At 73.6% G+C, this 19,408-nt stretch carries 16 protein-coding genes; 5 read left to right on the plus strand and 11 right to left on the minus strand.

The genetic code is table 11. The features are described from left to right. Positions 1-3: 3 nt before the first annotated feature. From AB0G50_RS10640 to AB0G50_RS10670, 7 genes are all read right to left on the minus strand, one after another. Complete coding sequence (locus tag AB0G50_RS10640; RefSeq protein WP_360105008.1) at positions 4-969, minus strand: VWA domain-containing protein; 966 nt, start codon at positions 967-969, stop codon at positions 4-6. Continuing rightward, a complete protein-coding gene (locus AB0G50_RS10645; RefSeq protein ID WP_360105070.1) occupies positions 966-1,847 on the minus strand; it encodes a DUF58 domain-containing protein in 882 nt (293 codons plus the stop codon). Before AB0G50_RS10645 ends, AB0G50_RS10640 begins: the two co-directional genes overlap by 4 nt. Positions 1,848-1,918: 71 nt before the next feature. Next, entirely contained in the window at positions 1,919-2,950 is a 1,032-nt protein-coding gene (locus AB0G50_RS10650) for an AAA family ATPase (protein ID WP_360105011.1), read from the minus strand. A 73-nt stretch (positions 2,951-3,023) separates the two neighbouring features. Then, a complete protein-coding gene (locus tag AB0G50_RS10655; protein ID WP_360105014.1) occupies positions 3,024-3,569 on the minus strand; it encodes an NTP transferase domain-containing protein in 546 nt (181 codons plus the stop codon). 197 nt (positions 3,570-3,766) lie between these two features. Further along, positions 3,767-5,137: an NlpC/P60 family protein gene (locus tag AB0G50_RS10660; RefSeq protein ID WP_360105017.1), complete on the minus strand. Its 1,371-nt coding sequence runs from the start codon at positions 5,135-5,137 to the stop codon at positions 3,767-3,769. 112 nt (positions 5,138-5,249) lie between these two features. Continuing rightward, positions 5,250-5,822, minus strand: a complete 573-nt coding sequence (locus AB0G50_RS10665) for a carbonic anhydrase family protein (protein ID WP_360105020.1) — start codon at positions 5,820-5,822, stop codon at positions 5,250-5,252. Positions 5,823-5,883: 61 nt separating this feature from the next. After that, positions 5,884-6,606 (minus strand): Sir2 family NAD-dependent protein deacetylase, encoded by a 723-nt coding sequence (locus tag AB0G50_RS10670; protein ID WP_360105023.1) that lies wholly within the window; start codon positions 6,604-6,606, stop codon positions 5,884-5,886. Between the two features lie 74 nt (positions 6,607-6,680). On the opposite strand from AB0G50_RS10670, the gene AB0G50_RS10675 reads away from it, so the two are divergent. The 3 genes from AB0G50_RS10675 to AB0G50_RS10685 all read left to right on the plus strand — a co-directional run bounded on the left by AB0G50_RS10675 (position 6,681) and on the right by AB0G50_RS10685 (position 10,167). Next, positions 6,681-7,112: a hypothetical protein gene (locus AB0G50_RS10675; protein WP_360105025.1), complete on the plus strand. Its 432-nt coding sequence runs from the start codon at positions 6,681-6,683 to the stop codon at positions 7,110-7,112. Continuing rightward, a complete protein-coding gene (locus tag AB0G50_RS10680) occupies positions 7,109-8,644 on the plus strand; it encodes a flagellar basal body protein FliL (protein WP_360105028.1) in 1,536 nt (511 codons plus the stop codon). Before AB0G50_RS10675 ends, AB0G50_RS10680 begins: the two co-directional genes overlap by 4 nt. Before the next feature lie 107 nt (positions 8,645-8,751). Then, positions 8,752-10,167 (plus strand): FAD-dependent oxidoreductase, encoded by a 1,416-nt coding sequence (locus tag AB0G50_RS10685; RefSeq protein WP_360105031.1) that lies wholly within the window; start codon positions 8,752-8,754, stop codon positions 10,165-10,167. 224 nt (positions 10,168-10,391) lie between these two features. Here AB0G50_RS10685 and AB0G50_RS10690 read toward each other — a convergent pair whose 3' ends face one another. From AB0G50_RS10690 to AB0G50_RS10700, 3 genes are read right to left on the minus strand one after another with little or no spacing between them, the layout of a single operon-like run. Further along, entirely contained in the window at positions 10,392-13,229 is a 2,838-nt protein-coding gene (locus tag AB0G50_RS10690; protein WP_360105034.1) for a BTAD domain-containing putative transcriptional regulator, read from the minus strand. 4 nt (positions 13,230-13,233) lie between these two features. After that, positions 13,234-13,884, minus strand: coding sequence for a hypothetical protein (locus AB0G50_RS10695; RefSeq protein WP_360105037.1), 651 nt, complete (start codon positions 13,882-13,884; stop codon positions 13,234-13,236). Further along, the gene (locus AB0G50_RS10700) at positions 13,881-14,627 is read right to left on the minus strand and encodes an ATP-binding cassette domain-containing protein (protein ID WP_360105040.1); all 747 of its coding nucleotides are present in this window, start codon (positions 14,625-14,627) and stop codon (positions 13,881-13,883) included. The genes AB0G50_RS10695 and AB0G50_RS10700 overlap by 4 nt, the downstream gene beginning before the upstream one ends. A 155-nt stretch (positions 14,628-14,782) precedes the next feature. Between AB0G50_RS10700 and AB0G50_RS10705 the strand changes: the two genes are divergently transcribed. After that, on the plus strand, positions 14,783-17,614 hold the full coding sequence (locus AB0G50_RS10705; RefSeq protein WP_360105043.1) for an aconitate hydratase: 2,832 nt from the start codon (positions 14,783-14,785) through the stop codon (positions 17,612-17,614). A gap of 69 nt (positions 17,615-17,683) precedes the next feature. On the opposite strand, the gene AB0G50_RS10710 is transcribed toward AB0G50_RS10705, so the two are convergent. Next, positions 17,684-18,505, minus strand: coding sequence for a nitroreductase/quinone reductase family protein (locus tag AB0G50_RS10710; RefSeq protein WP_360105046.1), 822 nt, complete (start codon positions 18,503-18,505; stop codon positions 17,684-17,686). A gap of 209 nt (positions 18,506-18,714) precedes the next feature. Here AB0G50_RS10710 and AB0G50_RS10715 point away from each other — a divergent pair. After that, on the plus strand, positions 18,715-19,408 hold a 694-nt coding region (locus tag AB0G50_RS10715; protein WP_360105049.1), incomplete at its 3' end, for a hypothetical protein.

Here is a 19,408-nt window from a genome sequence, read left to right on the forward strand (position 1 = left end):
CGGTCAGGGCACGCGCTGCCCGAGGAGCAACGCGCCGCCGATGGCGACCATGGCCACCAGCGTGCCCAGGACGAGCCACGGCTTGGACGCGTCCGCCTGCTTCTTCTCGTAGCCGATCTGCTCGCCGAGCGTGTCGTACACCCGGCGCAGCTCCTCGGCGCTCGCCGCCTTGAAGAACTCGCCGCCGGACAGCTTCGCGATCTCCCGCATCGAGTCGTCGTCCACCGGCACGTCCTGCCGCCGGCCCTCGATCTCGACCACGCCGTCCTCGGTGCCGAACGAGATCGTGGAGATCGGGATGCCCGCCTTCTTGGCGTCCTCGGCCGCGTCGAACGCCTTGCGCGTGCCGACGGTCTCCTTGCCGTCGGTCATCAGCACGATCCGGGCGGGCGGCGGACCGTCCGCGCCGCTGACGACCTTGCCGAACGAGTCGATCGACGCCAGCGCCGCCACGATCGCGTCACCGGTCGCGGTCGACTGGGCGAGCTTGAGCCCGTCGATGCTCTGCGTCACCGCGCCCCGGTCGGTGGTCGGCGCGACCAGCACGGTGGCCGAACCGGCGAACGAGATCAACCCCAGGTTGATGCCGGGGGTCAACCCCTCGGCGAACGACTTCGCGGCGGTCTGCGCGGCCTCCAGCCGGGACGGCTTCACGTCCGTGGCCTTCATCGACAGCGACACGTCGACCACCAGCATCACGGTCGCGCGGTTGCGCGGGACCTTCTGCTCGGCCGTCGGACCCGCGAGCGCCACGGTCAGCAGGATGAACGCCACCATCAGCAGCGCCACCGGCACGTGCCGCCACCAGCGCTGCCGCTTGGGCGCGACCTTCTCCAGCAGCGGCAGGTTCGCGAACCGCAGCGTCCGCCTCCGCAGCACCCGCTGCACCACCACGTACGCCGCGGCCAGCGCCGCGACCGCCAGCAGCAGCAGGAACCACCACGGCGCGGTGAACCCCGAGAGGCTCATGCCACCCCTCCCGACCAGCGACGCTTGCGTGCGACCACGAACCGCACGGTGTCCGCGATCCAGTCCGCGTCCGTGCGCAGCACCAGGTGCCCGGCGCCCGCCTGGCGCAGGCCCTTGGCCACCCCGGCGCGGTGCTCGGCCGCCGCGGCGGCGAACTCCCGGCGCAGCAGCGGCGACGCGACGACCTCGCGCTGCCGCCCCGTCTCCGGGTCGGCCAGCACGACGGTGCCCACCTCGGGCAGGTCGATGTCCCGGGGGTCGACCACCTCGATCGCGACCAGGTCGTGCCGCGCGGACAGCGCCTTGACCGGCCGCTGCCACTCGCCGCCGCCCAGGAAGTCCGAGATCACCACGACCAGCCCGCGCCGGCGCGGCGGGCGGCGCAACTGCTCCACCACCTCGGCCAGCGAGCCGCGGGTGCCCTCGGGCGCGCGGGGGGTTTCGGCGACCTTGCGGATCAACCCGCGCGCGTGCGCGAGCCCGCCGCGGGCCGGCACCCGGACCAGCTGCTCGCCGGTCGACACCAGCGCGCCGATCCGGTTGCCGCCGCCCCGGGTCAGGTGCACCACGGCCGCGGTCGCCGCGACGACCAGGTCGCGCTTCTCGCACACGGCGGTGCCGAAGTCCAGCGACGGCGACAGGTCGATCGCGAGCCAGGTCTCCAGCTCGCGGTCGGCGACGGTCTCCCGGATGTGCGGCACGGTCGTGCGCGCGGTGACGGCCCAGTCCATCCGGCGCACGTCGTCACCGGGCTGGTAGGGCCGCGCCTCGCCCGGCTCGGTGCCCGGGCCCGGCACGAGGCCGAGGTGGTTGCCCTGGAGCAACCCGTCGAGCCGCCGCCGGACGTCGAGCTCGAGCGTGCGCAGGGCGGCCTCCATGCGACCGCCGTGCAGGACCGGTGGCGCCCAGGACGGGCGCTCGGCGGTGTCCTCGGAGTCGTTCGGCGAGGTCACGGCCTACCCGCGGGCTGCGGCGTCGCCGGCCGGGCCGACACCTGCGGCAGCGGCACGGTCTGGAGCACGCGCGTGATGATGTGGTCCAGCGGCACGCCGTCGGCCAGCGCGTCGTAGGACAGCACGAGCCGGTGCCGCAGCACGTCCGGCACCACGTCCACGACGTCCTGCGGCAGCACGTAGTCGCGGCCGCGGACCAGCGCGAGGGCGCGGGCGGCGGCGATGATGCCGAGGCTCGCGCGGGGCGAGGCGCCGTAGGCGACCCAGCCGGCCACGTCGGTGAGCTGGTGCTCCTTCGGCGCGCGGGTCGCGATCACCAGCCGCACCACGTAGTCGACCAGCGCGTGGTGCACGAACACCCGGGAGGCCACGCCCTGGAGGCGGACCAGCTCGTCCGGGCCGAGCACCTGCGCGGGCACCGGCGGCTCGACGCCCATCCGGTAGACGATCTCCCGCTCCTCCTCGGCCGTCGGGTACTCGACCTGGATCTTGAACAGGAAGCGGTCGCGCTGCGCCTCGGGCAGCGGGTAGACGCCCTCGTTCTCGATCGGGTTCTGGGTCGCCAGCACCAGGAACGGGTCGGGCATCGGGAAGGTCTTGCCGCCGATCGACACGTGCCGCTCGGCCATGACCTCCAGCATCGCGCTCTGCACCTTGGCGGGCGCGCGGTTGATCTCGTCGGCGAGCACGAAGTTCGCGACGACCGGACCCAGCTCGACGTCGAAGGTTTCGCTGCCCTGCCGGTAGATGCGCGTGCCGAGGATGTCGGCGGGCACCAGGTCGGGGGTGAACTGGACGCGCGAGAACGAGCCGCCGACCACGTTCGCGAAGGTTTCCACGGCGAGCGTCTTGGCCACGCCGGGCACACCCTCGAGCAGCAGGTGGCCCTTCGCGAGCAGACCGACGAGCATCCGCTCGACCAGCCGGTCCTGACCGACGATCACCCGCTTGACCTCGAACACGGTGCGTTCGAGCAGCTGGGCGTCACGAGCCGGCGTGTTGGGCGCCTCGGCGGCGGGCTCGGACAAGAGTCCTCCTAGACAGGGTTGTGCGACGGTTGCCAAGTCTTCCCTGTCGGCGGTATGGCTCTTGTAAAGGGCCTCACGGTGTGTCGCGCAGGTCCGCGGGCGTGTCCACGTCCCGCGCCTCACCGCCCTGAGCAGGCACGGGAGTCGCGTCCAGCGGCCCGAGCAGGGACCGCATCGAGGCACCCGCCGGGTCGGCGGGCAGGGCGGCGCGCAACCGCGGGACCGACCACGCGCCCGTCAGCCACTGTGGACGCCCGCGCTCGTCGACGAGCACCGCGTCACCCCCGACGGCGAGCAGCCTCTCCACCGTCGCGGCGGTCACCCACGGCTGGTCCACCGCGAGCACCACGACCCGGTCGGCGACCACCGACGCCAACCCCGCGGCCAACCCGGCGAGCGGTCCGCCGCCGGGCGGCTCCTCCCGGGCCCACACCACGCGCGGCGCCGACACCCAGGGCCGGCGCGGCCCGACCACCACGACCCGCCCGGCGCCCGCGACCGCGGCGAGCGCCCGCGCCAGCAATGGCGTCCCGCCCACCACGACCGCCGCCTTGTCGACCTCGCCGAGCCGGCTGCCGCGACCGCCCGCGAGCACCACCGCGTCCCAAGTCCCGTCCACCGCGCCGACTTTAGGGGCGCGGGCGCCCGCACAAGGCGTTCGTACGGGCACCCGCCGGGCGGCGGTGGTCGGAGGTGGCCGTCGACGCTCCGATGTGGACGGACCCGGGAGGCGACGAGCGACCGGGGTCGAATCTAGGGCCGCGCGACGGCCGCGTCGCCACCCCGTCGGGCGGTACGACGCTCACGGACGAGTGATCACAGCATCCGGGTCGCGTACGGCATGATCCCGCTGTACCGGACCGGCGCGACGCGCACCGCCGAGCCCGAGTAGGGCGCCTCGAGCATCATCCCGTCGCCGAGGTAGAGCGCGACGTGCGTGCCGCCGCCCGGTCCCCAGAACAGCATGTCGCCGCGCTGGGCCTGGGCCAGCGGCACCTGTTCGCCCGCCGTGTACTGGTAACCGCTGTAGTGCGGCAGGTACACGCCCGCCGCCACGAACGCGTACATCATCAGCCCGGAGCAGTCGAAGCCCACGGTGTAGTAGTCGCCGTAGGAGTCGCCGACGCCGAAGTCCCGGATGCCGACCGTCGGACCCTCGTAGTTGCCGCCGCCCCACGAGTACCGCACGCCCATCTGCGCGGACGCCCGGGAGATCACCGCCTCCACCCCGCCCGCGGCCGGCGGCGCGACCGGCCGGCTCACCGGAGCGGTGGTCCCCGTCGACGTCACCGGCGGCGGGACCACCACGGCGGCGGCTGCCGCGGCAGCGGCGGCGGCAGCAGCGGCAGCCGCGGCCTCGTCCTCCTGGCGCTTGTCCTCGGACCACTGGTCGTACTGGGCGCGCTGCGCCTCCAGCCCCTCGACCGAGCCCTGCGCCGCGGCCAACTCGCCCTCGACGCGGGACTTGTCCTCCTGGAGCGCGGCGGCCTGGCCCGCCTGGGCCTGCTGCGCCTGCACGGCCGTGGCCTGCGCGGCGTCGGCGTCCTTCTGCGCCTGCGCGGCCGCGTCCTCCTTCTGGTTCGCCACGTCCAGCGCGGCGCGGGCGGCGGAGTCCTTGTTCGCCTTCTCGCCGCGGGCCCGCTCGACCTCGTCCATCGCGTACAGGCTCGACCCGCTGACCGCCTCCAGCAGCTGCGCGCGGGCGAGCAGGTCCTCGGGGCTGTCCGCGCCGAAGTACGCCGACACCGAGCCGATCACGCTGCCCTGCTGGTAGCTGGCGGCGGCGAACTCGTCCAGCGCGACCCGGGAGGTTTCCACGTCCTTGCCGGCGGCGTCCGCCTCGACGGCCGCCGAGTCGGCGTCCTGCCTGGCCTTGCTCGCGGCGTCCCGGGCGGTCTGGAGGTCGACCCTGGCCTTGTTGGCGAGCTCCATCTTGAACTCGACGTCGTCCTGGAGCTGCTGGAGCTTCGCCTGCGCCTCGGTCAGCTGGCCGGTCAGCTCGCCGACCCGCGCGGCCTTGGCGTCGACCTGCTGGTGACCGGCGCTGAGGTCGTCGTCGCTGGGGTTCGGCGGTGGCGGCGGCACGGCGAGCGCCGAGGAGGACAGGCCGAGAACGGCCACCAGCGCGAGTGCGGTCGACACCGACCACCGGCCCATGTCGCAGCCCTCCACCCGGTCCAGCCGCATGCCCCGAATGGCGTGCGTCGACCGAAGCGTGCCACTCCTGCCTCGGTGTTTCCACTCGAAACGGGAGCAACTTGTGCCACATGCGTCACTCGAACGGGCGGCGGGGCGACGGTCAGAACGTGTCGAGGACGAACCTCCGGCGCAGCGGCTGCGGGTTGCGGGCCGGGTCCGCGGCGTGCGCCAGGAAGGCGACGAGCGCCGGGTCGGCCACCGGCACGGGCTGCTTGAACACCACCCAGCTCACCTGCTCGGCGAAGTCCGGCGTGGTCAGCGAGCCCTCGTAGCGGTAGAAGGCCTGCCGCTCGGGCAGCAGGGACCGCAGGTCGAGCACCTCCGGCGGCTCGGCGGGCGGACCGGCGACCGCCGCGCACTCCAGGAACACCGCGACCGTGCACACCTCCAGCACGTCGGCCGCCCGCACGTGCACGGCGTGCAGCTCCGCGGTGTGCCGGGAGCCCTCCACCCAGTGCTCGCTCGGCCGGTGGAAGTGCACGTTGTCCAACCGGAACGACCGGTCCTCCAGGTCGAGCCACTGCTCGACGACCGGCCGGAAGCGCCTGCCGCCCGGCGGCCCGTCGACCGCGAACCGCTGCCGCCCCTCGACCCAGCCGAGCTTGAGGCGGCGGCGCAGGTCGGGCGTCGACACCGCGCCGCGCAGGTTGACCGGCGACTGCTGCTCCACCACCCGGTCAGGCTCCCACCGCGGGCCGCCCACCGGCGGGTGAACCGGCCGCACCACGGGGTGATCACCAGGTGCTCGGGTCGCCCCAGGTCCGGACAGGACGGTCCGAAGGGGACGAAGGCACCGCCACCAGCGCCGGCAGCGTGTCCTCGACCGGACCCCGCACCACCTCGGCGACCGCGTCGAACGGCGTCGGCTCCCCGTTGCACACCACGACGACCGCACCGGCCCGGGCGGCGAGCGCGACCAGTCCGGCGGCCGGTTCGACGCCCAGCGACGTGCCGGCCACCAGCAGCAGGTCGCAGTCCAGCACCGCGGTCCGGGCCGACCGCAGCACGGCCGGGTCCAGCGGCTCGCCGAACGCGACCGTCGACGGCCGGAGCACGCCGCCGCACGCGCCGCAGTCCGGCGAGGGCGGGAACGCGCCGCGCCGCCCGCAGGACAGGCACACCACCTCGCGCACCGACCCGTGCAGCTCCACCACACCCGTGGTGCCGGCCCGCTGGTGCAGCCCGTCCACGTTCTGGGTGAGCACCGACCGCAGCCGCCCGGACCGCTGGAGGTCGGTCAGCGCCCGGTGCGCGGGGTTGGGCTCGGCGGCGAGCATCGCGGTCCACGCGCGCCACGCGTCCGCGCGGAGCCGCTCGTCGGCCAGGTAGGCGGCGAGGTCGAAGGCCCGGCGCAGCGCGGCGGAGCCGAAGTCGGGCAGGCCGGAGGCGGTCGACACCCCCGCGCCGGTGAGGGCGGTGACGCGCCGTGCCGCGGCCATCGCGTCCCGTGCGGTCATCGGCCAACCGTGCCACAGGGCGCCGCCGGAGGGGGTGCGAGCATGGCCGGGTGCGCGGGACAGCGGTGGGAGCGGTGCTCGGAGTTATCGGTTCGGTCACGGCGGGGGTGGGCGCGTTCCTGCCCTGGTTGCGCTCCGGATCGGTCAACCGGAGCAGTTACCAGGTACTAGCGCTGCGTGATTTCGCCGGGTTGGACGGGGTGACGGGCGAACTCGTTCGGGGTATTTGGATCGGTCTGTTGCCACTCGCTGTGCTCAGCGTGGTGCTGTTCATGCTGCGAATTCGCCGGATCGGGGCCTGTTTGGCCCTGTTGTTTGGCACGATCGCGGGAACGGTGGCGGCCCTTGCCGCCGTCCAAGGGGGCGACGAGGGAGCGCTGGTCGGGATCAGCCTGACCGGACCGGTCGTCACCCTCGCCGGCGCCGTGGCGGTGATCGTGGGGGCGATCACCGTGCTCACCGCCGGAACCCGCAGAGCTGTCAGCAGTCCAGGAGGAGCACCGTGAGCTACCCGGGTGGCGACGGGGGCCAATGGCCACCGCAGAACAACCCTTACGGCCAGCAGCCCCAGCAGGGCGGATGGCAGCAGCAACCCCAGCAGGGCCAGGGCGGGTACCCCCAGCAGCCGCAGCCCGGTTACGGCCAGCAGCCCGGCTACGGGCAGCAGCAGCCGGGGTACGGCCAGCCGCAGCCCGGCTACCAGCAGCCCGGCTTCCCTCAGACCGGTCCCCAGGGCTTCCAGCAGCCGGGTTACGGCCAGCAGCCCGGGTACGGCCAGCCCGGCTACGGCCAGCAGCCGTTCGGCTACGGCGGCGAGCCCCCGAAGAAGAAGCGCACCGGCGTGGTCGTCACGGCCATCGTCGTCGTGGTGCTGCTCGCGGCGGGCACGGTCGGCACGATCTGGGCGCTGCGCAGCTCCAGCGTGGCCGCGGGCTCGGAGAACCCGACCACCGCGGCGAACAACCTGCTGAGCTCCATCGGCAGCGGTGACGTCCTGGGCGTCATGGAGACGCTGGCGCCCGCCGAGGCGGCGCTGAGCAAGGACTACACCGAGGCCACCGTCAGCGAGGCCAAGCGGCTCGAGATCCTGAAGAAGGACGCGGACCCGAACAAGGTCAGCGGCGTCCAGATCAAGAGCGAGGGCATCAAGTTCGACGAGGCCGCCGCCGAGAAGGTCAACGACCACCTGACGATCAACAAGGTGATCGAGGGCAAGATCACCGTCACCTCGGACGTCAAGCAGATCCCGCTGACCGACAAGCTGGTCAAGGCGCTCGGCGCGCAGCTCGACCAGGAGTCCAAGACCGAAACGCTGGACTTCGCCAAGGAGAAGGACAACCGCAAGGGCAAGCCGATCGGCATCGCCACCGTCAAGGTGGGCGACGACTGGTACCCCTCGCTGTTCTACACGCTGGCGAACGCCGCCCTGGAGGAGGAGAACCTCAAGTGGCCGGCCCAGGGCATCGCGCCGGCGGGCGCGGACTCCGCCGAGGGCGCCGCGAAGGGCATCGTCGAGGCCGCGCTGGCCGGTGACATCACCAAGGTCATCGCGCTGCTGCCGCCCGACGAGATGGGCGTGCTCCAGGACCTCGGCCCGGTGATCGTGGACGGCGTGGGCCGGGTGCCCGCGACCGGCGCGAAGCTGGTCGAGCTGGAGACCGACTCGAAGGACGTCACCGGCGGCGTGCAGCTGACGGTGAAGAAGCTGGTGCTGGAGATCAAGGGCGAGCGCGGCGAGATCACCCGGCAGGGCGACTGCTACACCGCGAAGGCCGACGGTCAGACCCAGGAGCTGTGCGCGGACGACATCGCCAAGCTGGTGAAGCAGCAGGGTGGGCGCGACGTGCCGGAGGCCGCGATCGACGTGATCTCCCGGGTCGGCGCGCAGGTGCTCAAGGACGGCATCGGCGTGGTCGCGACCAAGGTCGACGGCAAGTGGTACGTCAGCCCGATCCGCAGCTACAGCGAGATCGTGCTGACCCTGATGCGCGGCTTGCAGCCCAAGGACATCGATGAGCTGCTGAAGGCCGTCAAGTAGCACCCCGGTTCGACGCGAGGGCCCCTGTCACGACCGTGGCAGGGGCCCTTGCGCGTGCGGCAGCGGGATGACAGCGCGATGGCAGCGGGCGGCTCCACAGTGGGGGCATGGACACGCAGGTGCTGATCATCGGGGCCGGGCCCACCGGCCTGACCCTCGCCGTCGACCTCGCCCGCCGCGGCGTGCCGTTCCGGATCGTGGACCGGTCGCCGACGCCGTTCGCCGGGTCGCGCGGCAAGGGGTTGCAGCCGCGCAGCCTGGAGGTGCTGGACGACTTCGGCGTGGTGGAGGAGGTCCTGGCGCACGGCCGGTTCCACCTCCGGTTCCGGGGCTACCGGGGCACCGAGGTCCTGGGCGAGTGGGACATGCACGAGGGCCGCGTGCCGACGCCGCACGTGCCGTACGCCAGCTCGTTGATCATCCCGCAGTTCGCGGTGGAGCGGGTGCTCCGGGACCGGCTCGCGGACCTCGGCGGCAAGGTCGAGTTCGGGGTGGCGCTGGAGGACTTCACCCAGGACGACGAGGGTGTGACCGCGGTGCTCGACGGCGTGCGGGTCCGCGCCGCGCACCTGGTCGGCTGCGACGGCGGTCGGAGCCTGGTGCGCAAGCGGCTCGGGGTCGGGTTCGCGGGCGAGACCTGGGACGACCACCGGATGCTCCTCGGCGACGTGCGGCTGGAGGGCCTCGACCGCGAGTTCTGGCACATCTGGCCGGAGCCGAGGGAGCGCATGCTGGCGCTGTGCCCGTTGCCGGGCACCGACCTCCACCAGTTCCAGGCCGTGGCCGGTCCGGACGCGGAGGAGCCGACCCTGGAGACGTTCCGCCGGCTGGTGCTGGAGCGGACCGGGTCGACCGACATCGTGGTGCGCGAGGCGACGTGGACGTCGCTGTACCGGGCCAACGTGCGGATGGTGGACCGGTACCGGGTCGGCCGGGTGTTCCTCGCGGGCGACGCGGCGCACGTGCACTCGCCGGCCGGCGGGCAGGGCATGAACACCGGCATCCAGGACGCCTACAACCTGGGCTGGAAGCTGGCGGCGGCGCTCGGCGGCGCGCCCGATTCGCTGCTGGACACCTACGAGTCCGAACGACTTCCGATCGCGGCGTGGCTGCTGGGCGTGACCACCCGCCTGCACGGCCGCTTCGTGGAGCCGGGCAGGCGGGACGAGGAAACCCTGCAACTGGGCCTGAACTACCGCGGCGGCCCGCTCGCACCGGCCGACGACGCGCCCGGCGTGCGCCCGGGCGACCGGGCCCCGGACGCCCCGTGCGCGGAGGACGGCGTGCCGACGCGGGTGTTCGACGTGCTGCGCGGCCCGGACTTCGCGGCGTTCGGCGTCGACGTGCCGGAGGGGAGGATCGGGTCGGTCCGGGTGCGCTCGCTGACCGACCCGGAGGGCCACGTGGCGTCCGGCTACGGCATTGAGCCGGGCACCCTGGTCCTCGTCCGCCCGGACGGCCACGTGGCCGCGATCGGCACGCCCGAGGACCTCGCGACCTGGCTCGACACCGCCCTGGGCTGAGCCGGGACACCGCAGCACGACGACGGTGGTGGGTGCGGTCGGGGCCGAGGTGATCGGGGGGTGACGTCGGCCGCGGCGGTCGTGCCGGCGCGGCCCGCGGCGAACATCCCACGGCCGCGTCCCCGACCGGCCGTCCCGCGCGCTCGGGTCCGGCCCAGGACATCGCGGGCACGCCGGGCACCGGGCCCCGGCGAACACCCGACAACCGCACCGCCCCCGGCCGACTACACGGGTGTGCCCCGGTCGGCCGACAGCGCGTCCTGGCCCGGCACCTCGTCACCCGGGGCTGCGGCCCACGCGGCGGTGGCGGCGACTCCGGGGTCGGCGAGGGCGAGCACTCCCCTGGCCTCGGTGGCCTTCGTCAAGGCCTCCCGGGCCGCGGCGCGGTCGCCCGTCGCGCGGTGATGGGTGGCGTAGGCCTCCCACACCATGGCGCGGGCCGGGCCGTCCGGGGTGGATTCGGCCAGGGCCACCGCCCGTCGGTGGCCCGCCTCGGCCTCCGGGCCGGTCGACACCGCAGCCAGTCCACTGTGGACGGTGGCGAGGAACTGGGCGGCGGCGTCCGGTGGCGCGAGGGTCAGCGCCTCGTGGAAGCGGGTCGTGGCGGTCGTCGGGTCGCCGGAACGGGCGGCGAGTTCGGCCCACGCGAGCGCCACCCTGGCTCTCTCCATGGGATCCGCGCGGCGGTCGGCGATCTCGCGCGCCCTGGCCAGCGCCGCCGCCGCGCCCGCGAAGTCGCCGGTGCGCGCCCGGAGCCTGCCGACCCGCACCACCAGGGTCAGCGGCACCAGCACGTCCTCCAGGCCGCCGAGGCCCTCCGCGTGGTCGCGGGCCGCGTTCAGGTGGTCGAGCGCCTCGGCGGCGGCGCCCCGGTTCTCCAGCACGGTCGACAGGCACGCGTGGCAGAACACCAGGGCCCACCGGTCGCCGACCCGGGCGAACCCGGCCAGCGCCGCGCGGTAGTGGCGTTCGGCGTCGGCGGCACGGCCGGTGCTCATCTCGAACGCCACCAGCCCGTGCAGGACCTCGCCCGCCGCGCGCAGCCACGGGTCGTCGGCGGCGGCCAGCCGGTCGGCGGACCGCGCCACGGTCGCCGAACCCCAGACCGCGCCCGCCAGCGCCAGCAGCACGGCGGGGTGCGCGGTGTCCCACAACCCGTCGGTCACCTCGCCGCGCGCGAGCAGCCGGGACAGCGGGTCGGACGCGACGGGGTCGACCACCCGCGCCCACGCGCGCGCGTCCTCGATCCGACCCCGGATCACCAGCCACCACCACGTGCGGGCGATCAGCAGCCGCAGCGCCCGCGCGCCGTCGCCGATCGCCGCGAACCGGGCGAGCGCGGCGTCCAGGTTCGCGTGCTCGGCGTCGAACACCGCGATCCAGGTCAGCTGGTCCGGCCCGCGCAGCCCGGGTTCGGCGGTTTCGGCCAGCTCGAGGAAGTAGGTGGCGTGCGCGTCGACGGCGCCGGGCGCGGGTTTGCCCGACGCGTACTCGCGGACCGTCTCCAGCAGCACGTAGCGCGCCGACCGGTTCACCACCAACGACTTGTCCACCAAGGAGGACAGCAGGTCCAGCGCCTCCCACCGGTCGACGCCCGCGACCGCGGCCACCGCGTCCGCCGTCGCGCCGCCCGCGAACACCGCGAGCACGGCCAGCAGCCGGCGCTCCGCCCCGGACAGCAACCCCCAACTCCAGTCGAGGACCGCGCGCAGCGTCCGGTGCCTGGCCGCGCCGGACCGGGCACCGCGGTCGAGCAGCCGCAGGCGTTCGCCGACCAGCTCGGCGAGCTGGGCGGTGGTCATCGCGCGCAGCCGGGCGGCGGCCAGCTCCAGCGCGAGCGGGATGCCGTCGAGCGCCCGGCAGACCAGGCGCACGTCGTCGTCCACCGCGAAGTCCGGCCGCACCGCGCGGGCCCGTGCCGCGAACAGCTCCACCGCCGCGCCGTCGGGGTCCAGCGGCTCCAGCCGGTGCAGGGACTCACCGGGCACGCCGAGGGGTTCGCGGCTGGTGGCGAGCACCCGCACGTGCGGCGCGACCGGCAACAGCCTGGCCACCAGCGCGGCCACCTGGTCCACCACCTGCTCGCAGTTGTCCAGCACCAGCAGGCACCGCGCGCCGCGCAGCGACTCCACCGGGTCGCCCGCCGCCCGTTCGCCCAGCGCCGTCGCGCCGGGGTCGTGCGGACCCAGCGCCAGCAGCACGGCCGCCGCCGGGTCGTCCACGGTGGACTCCAGCCCCACCCACACCACCGGATCGGCGCCCGCCGCGGCCACCGCCTGCGCCAACCGCGTCTTGCCCACCCCGCCGAACCCGGCCACGGTCACCAGCCGCGACCCGGCGAGCAGGTCCGCGACCCGGGCCAGGTCGGCCACCCGGCCGACCAGGTCGGTCGCCGGCACCGGCACCCTGGCCGGGCGCGGCTCGGCCGGCGGGTCCTCGCGCAACGCGACCAGGTGGGCCTCGCGCAGCGCGGGACCGGGGTCGACGCCGAGTTCGTCGGCCAGGTGCGCGCGCACGCGGTCGTAGGCGGCCAGGGCGTCGGCCCGCCTGCCCCGCGCGTACAGGGTGCGGACCAACCTGGCGTGCAGCCCTTCGCGCGCGGGGTGCTCGGCGCACAGCCGGCGCAGTTCGGCGAGGTCGGTGACCGACGCCTCGACCGCGGTCAACCGCAGGTCCTCCCAGCGCGCCGCGACCCCGGGCGTGTCCTGGAACGCCGGTCCGCGCCACAGCGCGAGCGCCGCCGCGTACTCGTGCCGGGCGCACAACCCGGCGAACTCGGCCGCGTCCACCTCGGCGGTCAGCAGGTAGCCGGTCGGGTGCGAGGCGACGGTGCCCGCGCCGATCGCCCGCCGCAGCCGTGACACCAGCGAGTGCAGCGCGGCGCCCGCGTCGACGGGCGGGTCGTCCGGCCACAGCGCGTCGACCAGCCGGTCGAACGGCACCACGTGCCCGGCGTCCTGGGCCAACCGGCTCAGCAGCACCCGGAGCCGGCGGCCGCGCACCTCGACGGCCGCGCCGTCGACGTCGGTGACCAGCAGCGGACCCAGCACGGCCACCCGCATCGCGTCACCCCCCGCGCGGTCCCAGCGTCCGGGCGACCAGGGTAGCCGCGACCACCAGCAGCACCGCGCAGCCACCGGACAGCGCGATCTTCCCCCACACGTCGCCGCGCCCGTCGCCGAGCGCGCCCAGCACCATGCCGACCGGCGGCACGCGACCCAGCACGTACCCGAGCACCACCAGCGCGAGCGCGGCCAGCGCCGACCACCCGGGCTGCGGGACCACCGGCCGCGAGCACAGCACGCCGACTCCGACACCCGCGAGCCCGCACACCAGGAGGCCGGCGAAACCCTGGCCCACCACCTCCGGCGGGTACGGCCGGGACTGGGTCACGAGCGGCACCAGCGTCGCGATCACCGCCACGCCCAGCACCCCCGCGGCCGCCAGCAGCGTCACGGCGGACTGGGTGCGGCCCCACCCGCCGGAGGCGACCACCGTGATCGACCGGCGCACCGGGTCCTCGGCGGTGGCGATCACCACGGTCAGCCACACGCCCACCGGGTAGACCAGGGCGCACGTGCCGGAGTACGCGCCGAGCGCGGGGCCGGCGTCGCTCGAGTACAGCATCCCGAGCACCGCGCCGAACAGCAGCAGCGGCGGCAGGAAGCGCTGGGTGCGCAGCACGTCGGACAGCAGGTAGCGCACCAGGGCCGTCACGAGCGCACGCTCCGCACCGAGCAGCCCAGCCGCAGCGCCTCGGCCAGCACCGCGTCGCTGTGTCCGGACCGCACCTCCACCCGCGCCCCGGCGCCGACCTCGCGCGCCTCGAACACCCCGTCCAACGCGCTGAGCAGCGCCAACGACTCCCCCACCCGGTCGAGCTCGATCACCACGCCCACCGACCCCGTCGTGCCGAGGCCCAGCACCCGCGAGCCGGGCAGGTCGTGCCCGTGGTGGTCGGTCAGCAGCACGGCCGCCTCGGTGGCGACCAGCAGTTCGCCCAGCACCGCGCCCGCCGCCGCGTCCAGGCCGGACCACGGCTCGTCCAGCACCAGCAGGTCGGTGGCGTGCAGCGCCATCGCGATGGCGACCTTCTGGGTGTTGCCCTTGGACAACGTCGCCATCGGCGCGTGCTCGTCGCCGACGAACCCCAGCGCGTCCACCAGGTCCCACCTCAGGGGGACGCCGCGGACGCCGGCCAGGTGCCGCAGGTAGTCGCGGGCCGGCATCTTCACCCCGGAGGGGAACCTCTCGGGCAGGTAGCCGATCGACGGCGGCCGCTCGACCCGGCCGGCGGTCGGCGCGGTCACCCCGGCGGCGATCCGCAGCAGCGTGGACTTGCCGGACCCGTTCCCGCCCGTCGCGACGACCACCTCGCCGGGCTCCACGGTCAGGTCGACCTCGTGCAGCACCCACGGCCCGCGCCCGTAGCGCTTACCGATTCGATCAAGACGCACCACGGGTGTGATGATGCCCGGAACCTGGTGGGGTCGGGTTGAAGCCGAATACAGGACGCGCGTACTGTTTGGGTCGAGAGCGCGCCGCACCGGCGGGTGCGGAAGACTCACCAGTAGTTCCCAAACCGACTTACGCGCGTCACCAGATGGAGCAATACGTGACTGCACCAGCGAGCAAAGACAGCTTCGGCGCCCGCGGCACGCTCACGGTCGGCGACGCCTCCTACGAGGTGTTCCGCCTGAGCGCGGTCGAGGGTGCGGAGCGCCTTCCGTACAGCCTGAAGATCCTGCTGGAGAACCTGCTCCGCACCGAGGACGGCGCGAACATCACCGCCGACCACGTGCGCGCGCTCGGCGCGTGGGATCCCGCCGCCGAGCCCGACACGGAGATCCAGTTCACCCCGGCCCGCGTCGTCATGCAGGACTTCACGGGTGTGCCCTGCGTGGTCGACCTGGCCACCATGCGTGAAGCCGTCACCCAGCTGGGTGGCGACCCCACGAAGGTCAACCCGCTCGCGCCGGCCGAGCTGGTCATCGACCACTCGGTCATCGCCGACATCTTCGGCCGCCCGGACGCGTTCGAGCTGAACGTGGACCTGGAGTACGAGCGCAACCGGGAGCGCTACCAGTTCCTGCGCTGGGGCCAGACGGCGTTCGACGAGTTCAAGGTCGTCCCGCCGGGCACCGGCATCGTGCACCAGGTCAACATCGAGCACCTCGCGCGCGTCGTGATGGTCCGCGGTGGCCAGGCGTACCCGGACACCCTCGTGGGCACCGACTCGCACACCACCATGGTCAACGGCATCGGCGTGCTCGGCTGGGGCGTCGGCGGCATCGAGGCCGAGGCCGCGATGCTCGGCCAGCCCGTGTCGATGCTGATCCCGCGCGTGGTCGGCTTCAAGCTGCACGGCGAGCTGCCCGCCGGCGCGACCGCCACCGACCTGGTGCTCACCATCACCGAGATGCTGCGCAAGCAGGGCGTCGTCGGCAAGTTCGTGGAGTTCTACGGCTCGGGCGTCGGCGCGGTACCGCTGGCCAACCGCGCCACCATCGGCAACATGTCGCCGGAGTTCGGCTCGACCTGCGCGATCTTCCCGATCGACGGCGAGACGATCGACTACCTGAAGCTGACCGGCCGCTCGGCCGAGCAGCTGGCGCTGGTCGAGGCCTACGCCAAGGAGCAGGGCCTCTGGCACGACGCCGACCACGAGCCGGTGTACTCCGAGACGCTGGAGCTGGACCTGTCGACGGTCGTCCCGTCGATCGCGGGCCCCAAGCGCCCGCAGGACCGCATCGAGCTGGTCAACGCCAAGGAAGCCTTCCGCCAGGCGCTGGGCGCGTACGTGTCCACGGCCGACGACAACGAGAAGTCCGCCGTCGACGAGGCCGTGGACGAGACGTTCCCGGCCAGCGACCCGACCGCGGTGTCCAACGGCGACGCAGGCGGCGCGCCGCGCGTGTTCCACTCGGCCGCCGAGGGCGCCGACGGCCGGCCGTCCAACCCGGTCAAGGTGACGCTGGACGGCGCCGAGTTCGAGCTGGACCACGGCGCGGTCGCGATCGCCGCGATCACCTCGTGCACCAACACGTCGAACCCGTCGGTGATGATCGGCGCGGCGCTGCTCGCGAAGAAGGCCGTGGAGAAGGGCCTGGAGCGCAAGCCGTGGGTCAAGACGACCCTCGCGCCCGGCTCCAAGGTCGTCATGGACTACTACGAGCGCGCCGGCCTCATGCCGTACCTGGAGAAGCTGGGCTTCCACCTGGTCGGCTACGGCTGCACCACGTGCATCGGCAACTCGGGTCCGCTCCAGGACGAGATCTCGGCCGGCATCGGCCACGGCGACCTCGCCGCGGTGTCGGTGCTGTCGGGCAACCGGAACTTCGAGGGCCGGATCAACCCCGACATCAAGATGAACTACCTGGCGTCCCCGCCGCTCGTGGTGGCCTACGCGCTGGCCGGCTCCATGGACAAGGACATCACCACCGAGCCGCTGGGCACCGACCAGAACGGCGAGCCGGTGTACCTGGCCGACATCTGGCCCTCCCCGGCCGAGGTGTCCGAGGTCGTCGCGGCGTCCATCTCGCCGGAGGGCTTCGCCAAGGGCTACAAGGACGTCTTCGCGGGCGACCAGCGCTGGCAGTCGCTGCCCACGCCGACCGGCAAGACGTTCGAGTGGGCGTCGGACTCCACCTACGTGCGCAAGCCCCCGTACTTCGAGGGCATGGAGATGGAGCCCAAGCCGGTCACCGAGATCGGCGGCGCGCGCGTGCTGGCGCTGCTGGGCGACTCGGTCACCACGGACCACATCTCCCCCGCCGGTTCGATCAAGGCCGACTCGCCCGCGGGCAGGTACCTCACCGAGCACGGCGTGGACCGCAAGGACTTCAACTCCTACGGGTCCCGGCGCGGCAACCACGAGGTGATGATCCGCGGCACGTTCGCGAACATCCGCCTGCGCAACCTGCTGCTCGCCGACGAGGACAACGGCCAGGGCGTCCAGGGTGGCTTCACCCGCGACTTCCTCGCCGAGGGCGCGCCGCAGACCACCATCTACGACGCGTCGGTGACCTACGCCGAGGCGGGCGTGCCGCTGGTCGTCCTGGCGGGCAAGGAGTACGGCTCCGGTTCGTCCCGCGACTGGGCCGCCAAGGGCACCTCGCTGCTGGGCGTGCGCGCCGTCATCGCCGAGTCGTTCGAGCGCATCCACCGCTCGAACCTGATCGGCATGGGCGTCCTCCCGCTCCAGTTCCCGGCCGGCGAGACCGCCGCGTCGCTGGGTCTGGACGGCACCGAGACCTTCGACTTCACCGGCATCACCGAGCTGAACAACGGCTCCGTGCCGCGCACGGTCAAGGTGGTGGCGACGAAGGCGGACGGCTCGGCCGCGGAGTTCGACGCGGTGGTCCGCATCGACACCCCGGGCGAGGCCGACTACTACCGCAACGGCGGCATCATGCAGTACGTGCTGCGCAAGATGGTCCGCAGCTAGTCCGCTCGCGTCGAAGGGGCCGTCCACCTCGGTGGGCGGCCCCTTCGCGTCACGGGGTCGAACCCGGGATCAGCGGTCCAGCAACGGGATCAGCTGCTCCTCCTCGTACTCCAGGTGGGACTCCAGGTCGGCGATGAGGCGATCGACGTCGGCCCGCACCCGTGCGGTGTCGGCCTCCGGTCGCGTCACGGCGGCCTGGAGTTCCACCACGAGCTCCGCGATCCGCTCGTGCTCCTCGTGCAACCGCGCCATCACCGGCGCCAGTTCCGGGTACCGCTCGGACAGGGCGGGGAACATGCCCTGCTCCTCGCTGTCGTGGTGGAACCTCAAGCCCTGGCACGCCGTCACGCAGTTGATCCTCAGCTGGGCGTGCAGGGTCGGACCCGCGGTCGCGACCTCGCGGCGCAGCGTGGCGAGTTCACGGCGGAACGCGTCGTGGATCAGCTTCAGGCCCTCGCCGAACGACCGCGCGTTCGGCGGGCCGCCGACCGTCTGGCGCAGCGCGACCACCGGGATCACCCGCGTGGTGGCGGCCTCGTACCCGCCCCAGCCCTCGCCGGTCTCCTTGATGCGGGACCACGCCTCGTCGCGCTCCGCGCGGGGCAGGGCAACGGCTTCCGCCTGGTAGGTGAACACGCCGTCCTCGACCGTGACGGTCGGGTTCGCCACGGCGTTGTGGTACCACGCCGGGTGCTTCGGGCCGCCACCCGCCGAGCCGACCACGAGAGTCCGCCCCTCGCCGTCGGCGAAGTACACCAACGGCACCGTGTGGGGCTTGCCGGAGCGCGCGCCGGTCGTGGTCAGCAGGAGCAGGCGGGCATCCTCGAAGTAGCCGCCGACCTTGCCGCCGTTGGCGCGGAACTCGTCGATCACCTGCTGGTTGAAGTTCACGTACGTCTCCTGTAATCGGGCACAGCGAAAAGGGCTGGGGTTACAGGAGAAGGAGGGCGGGCCTCGGCCCGGCCCGGCGCTCACGCGCGGGCCGGATCACCCGTCTGCTTGTGGCCCGAAGGGGCCGACCCGGCAGTCACGTCGCCGACTGTAGCCACAAATCCACGATCGGGCCAACCTCGATAAGGTGCCCGCCGGGGGTGGGGACCGTGAAGCCGTTGTGGCTGCCGTTGGTGTTGGCGGGACTGCTCGGATCGTTGTGGGAGTACGGACCGCCGATCGCGATCGCGGCGTTGGTGGTGGTCGTCGCGCACTGGCGGAGCCTGCGGCTGGGCGCGGGCGCGCTGGCCTACGCCTTCGCGGTGCTGCTCGGCGGTCCGGGGTTCGAGGTGGTGGTGGCGGTGGCCGCCGCGCTCGTGCTCGTCGCCCACGACCTGCACGCGCGCCGACCCGGCGTGTGGTTCCCGCTGTTCGCGGTGGGCGTCGGGCTGATCGTGACCACGTTCCAGCACACCGGCTTCGGCCCGCTGCCGTGGTGGTACGAGACCGAGGTGACGCTGGACGACTACCAGATCACCCAGCACCTGGGCTCGGTCGGCATCGGCGTGGCCAGGGTGGACGAGCCGGACCTGGCGCTCACCGCGACCCCCGGCGTGGCCGGTCTCGTCGTCTCGGTGGTCGTCGCGCTCGGCCTCGGCCTCTGGGCGCACCAGGCGCGCAGCCTGACCGTCGCGCTGACCGCGGCCTGCTACCTCGCCGCCGCCTGGTACCTCACGACGACCGCCGCCGGCCCGCCGGAGGACGCGCAGTTCCTGGCACCGGACGGGTTCCACGTCCTGGACCGGGATGACGACCGCCGGCCGGAGGTCGTGCTGCTGGCGGGCGCGGCCGTCGCGTTCGTCC

It is taken from the genome of Actinosynnema sp. NPDC020468 (genome assembly GCF_040642015.1).
In the GTDB taxonomy this organism is placed as follows: Bacteria; Actinomycetota; Actinomycetes; order Mycobacteriales; family Pseudonocardiaceae; genus Actinosynnema.

Excerpts from the sequence above, each read along its gene's own strand:
- AB0G50_RS10640 (WP_360105008.1), bottom strand. The coding sequence starts at position 969 with ATGAGCCTCTCGGGGTTCACCGCGCCGTGGTGGTTCCTGCTGCTGCTG.
- AB0G50_RS10645 (WP_360105070.1), bottom strand. The coding sequence starts at position 1,847 with ATGGAGGCCGCCCTGCGCACGCTCGAGCTCGACGTCCGGCGGCGGCTC.
- AB0G50_RS10660 (WP_360105017.1), bottom strand. The coding sequence starts at position 5,137 with ATGCGGCTGGACCGGGTGGAGGGCTGCGACATGGGCCGGTGGTCGGTG.
- AB0G50_RS10670 (WP_360105023.1), bottom strand. The coding sequence starts at position 6,606 with ATGACCGCACGGGACGCGATGGCCGCGGCACGGCGCGTCACCGCCCTC.
- AB0G50_RS10685 (WP_360105031.1), top strand. The coding sequence starts at position 8,752 with ATGGACACGCAGGTGCTGATCATCGGGGCCGGGCCCACCGGCCTGACC.
- AB0G50_RS10690 (WP_360105034.1), bottom strand. The coding sequence starts at position 13,229 with ATGCGGGTGGCCGTGCTGGGTCCGCTGCTGGTCACCGACGTCGACGGC.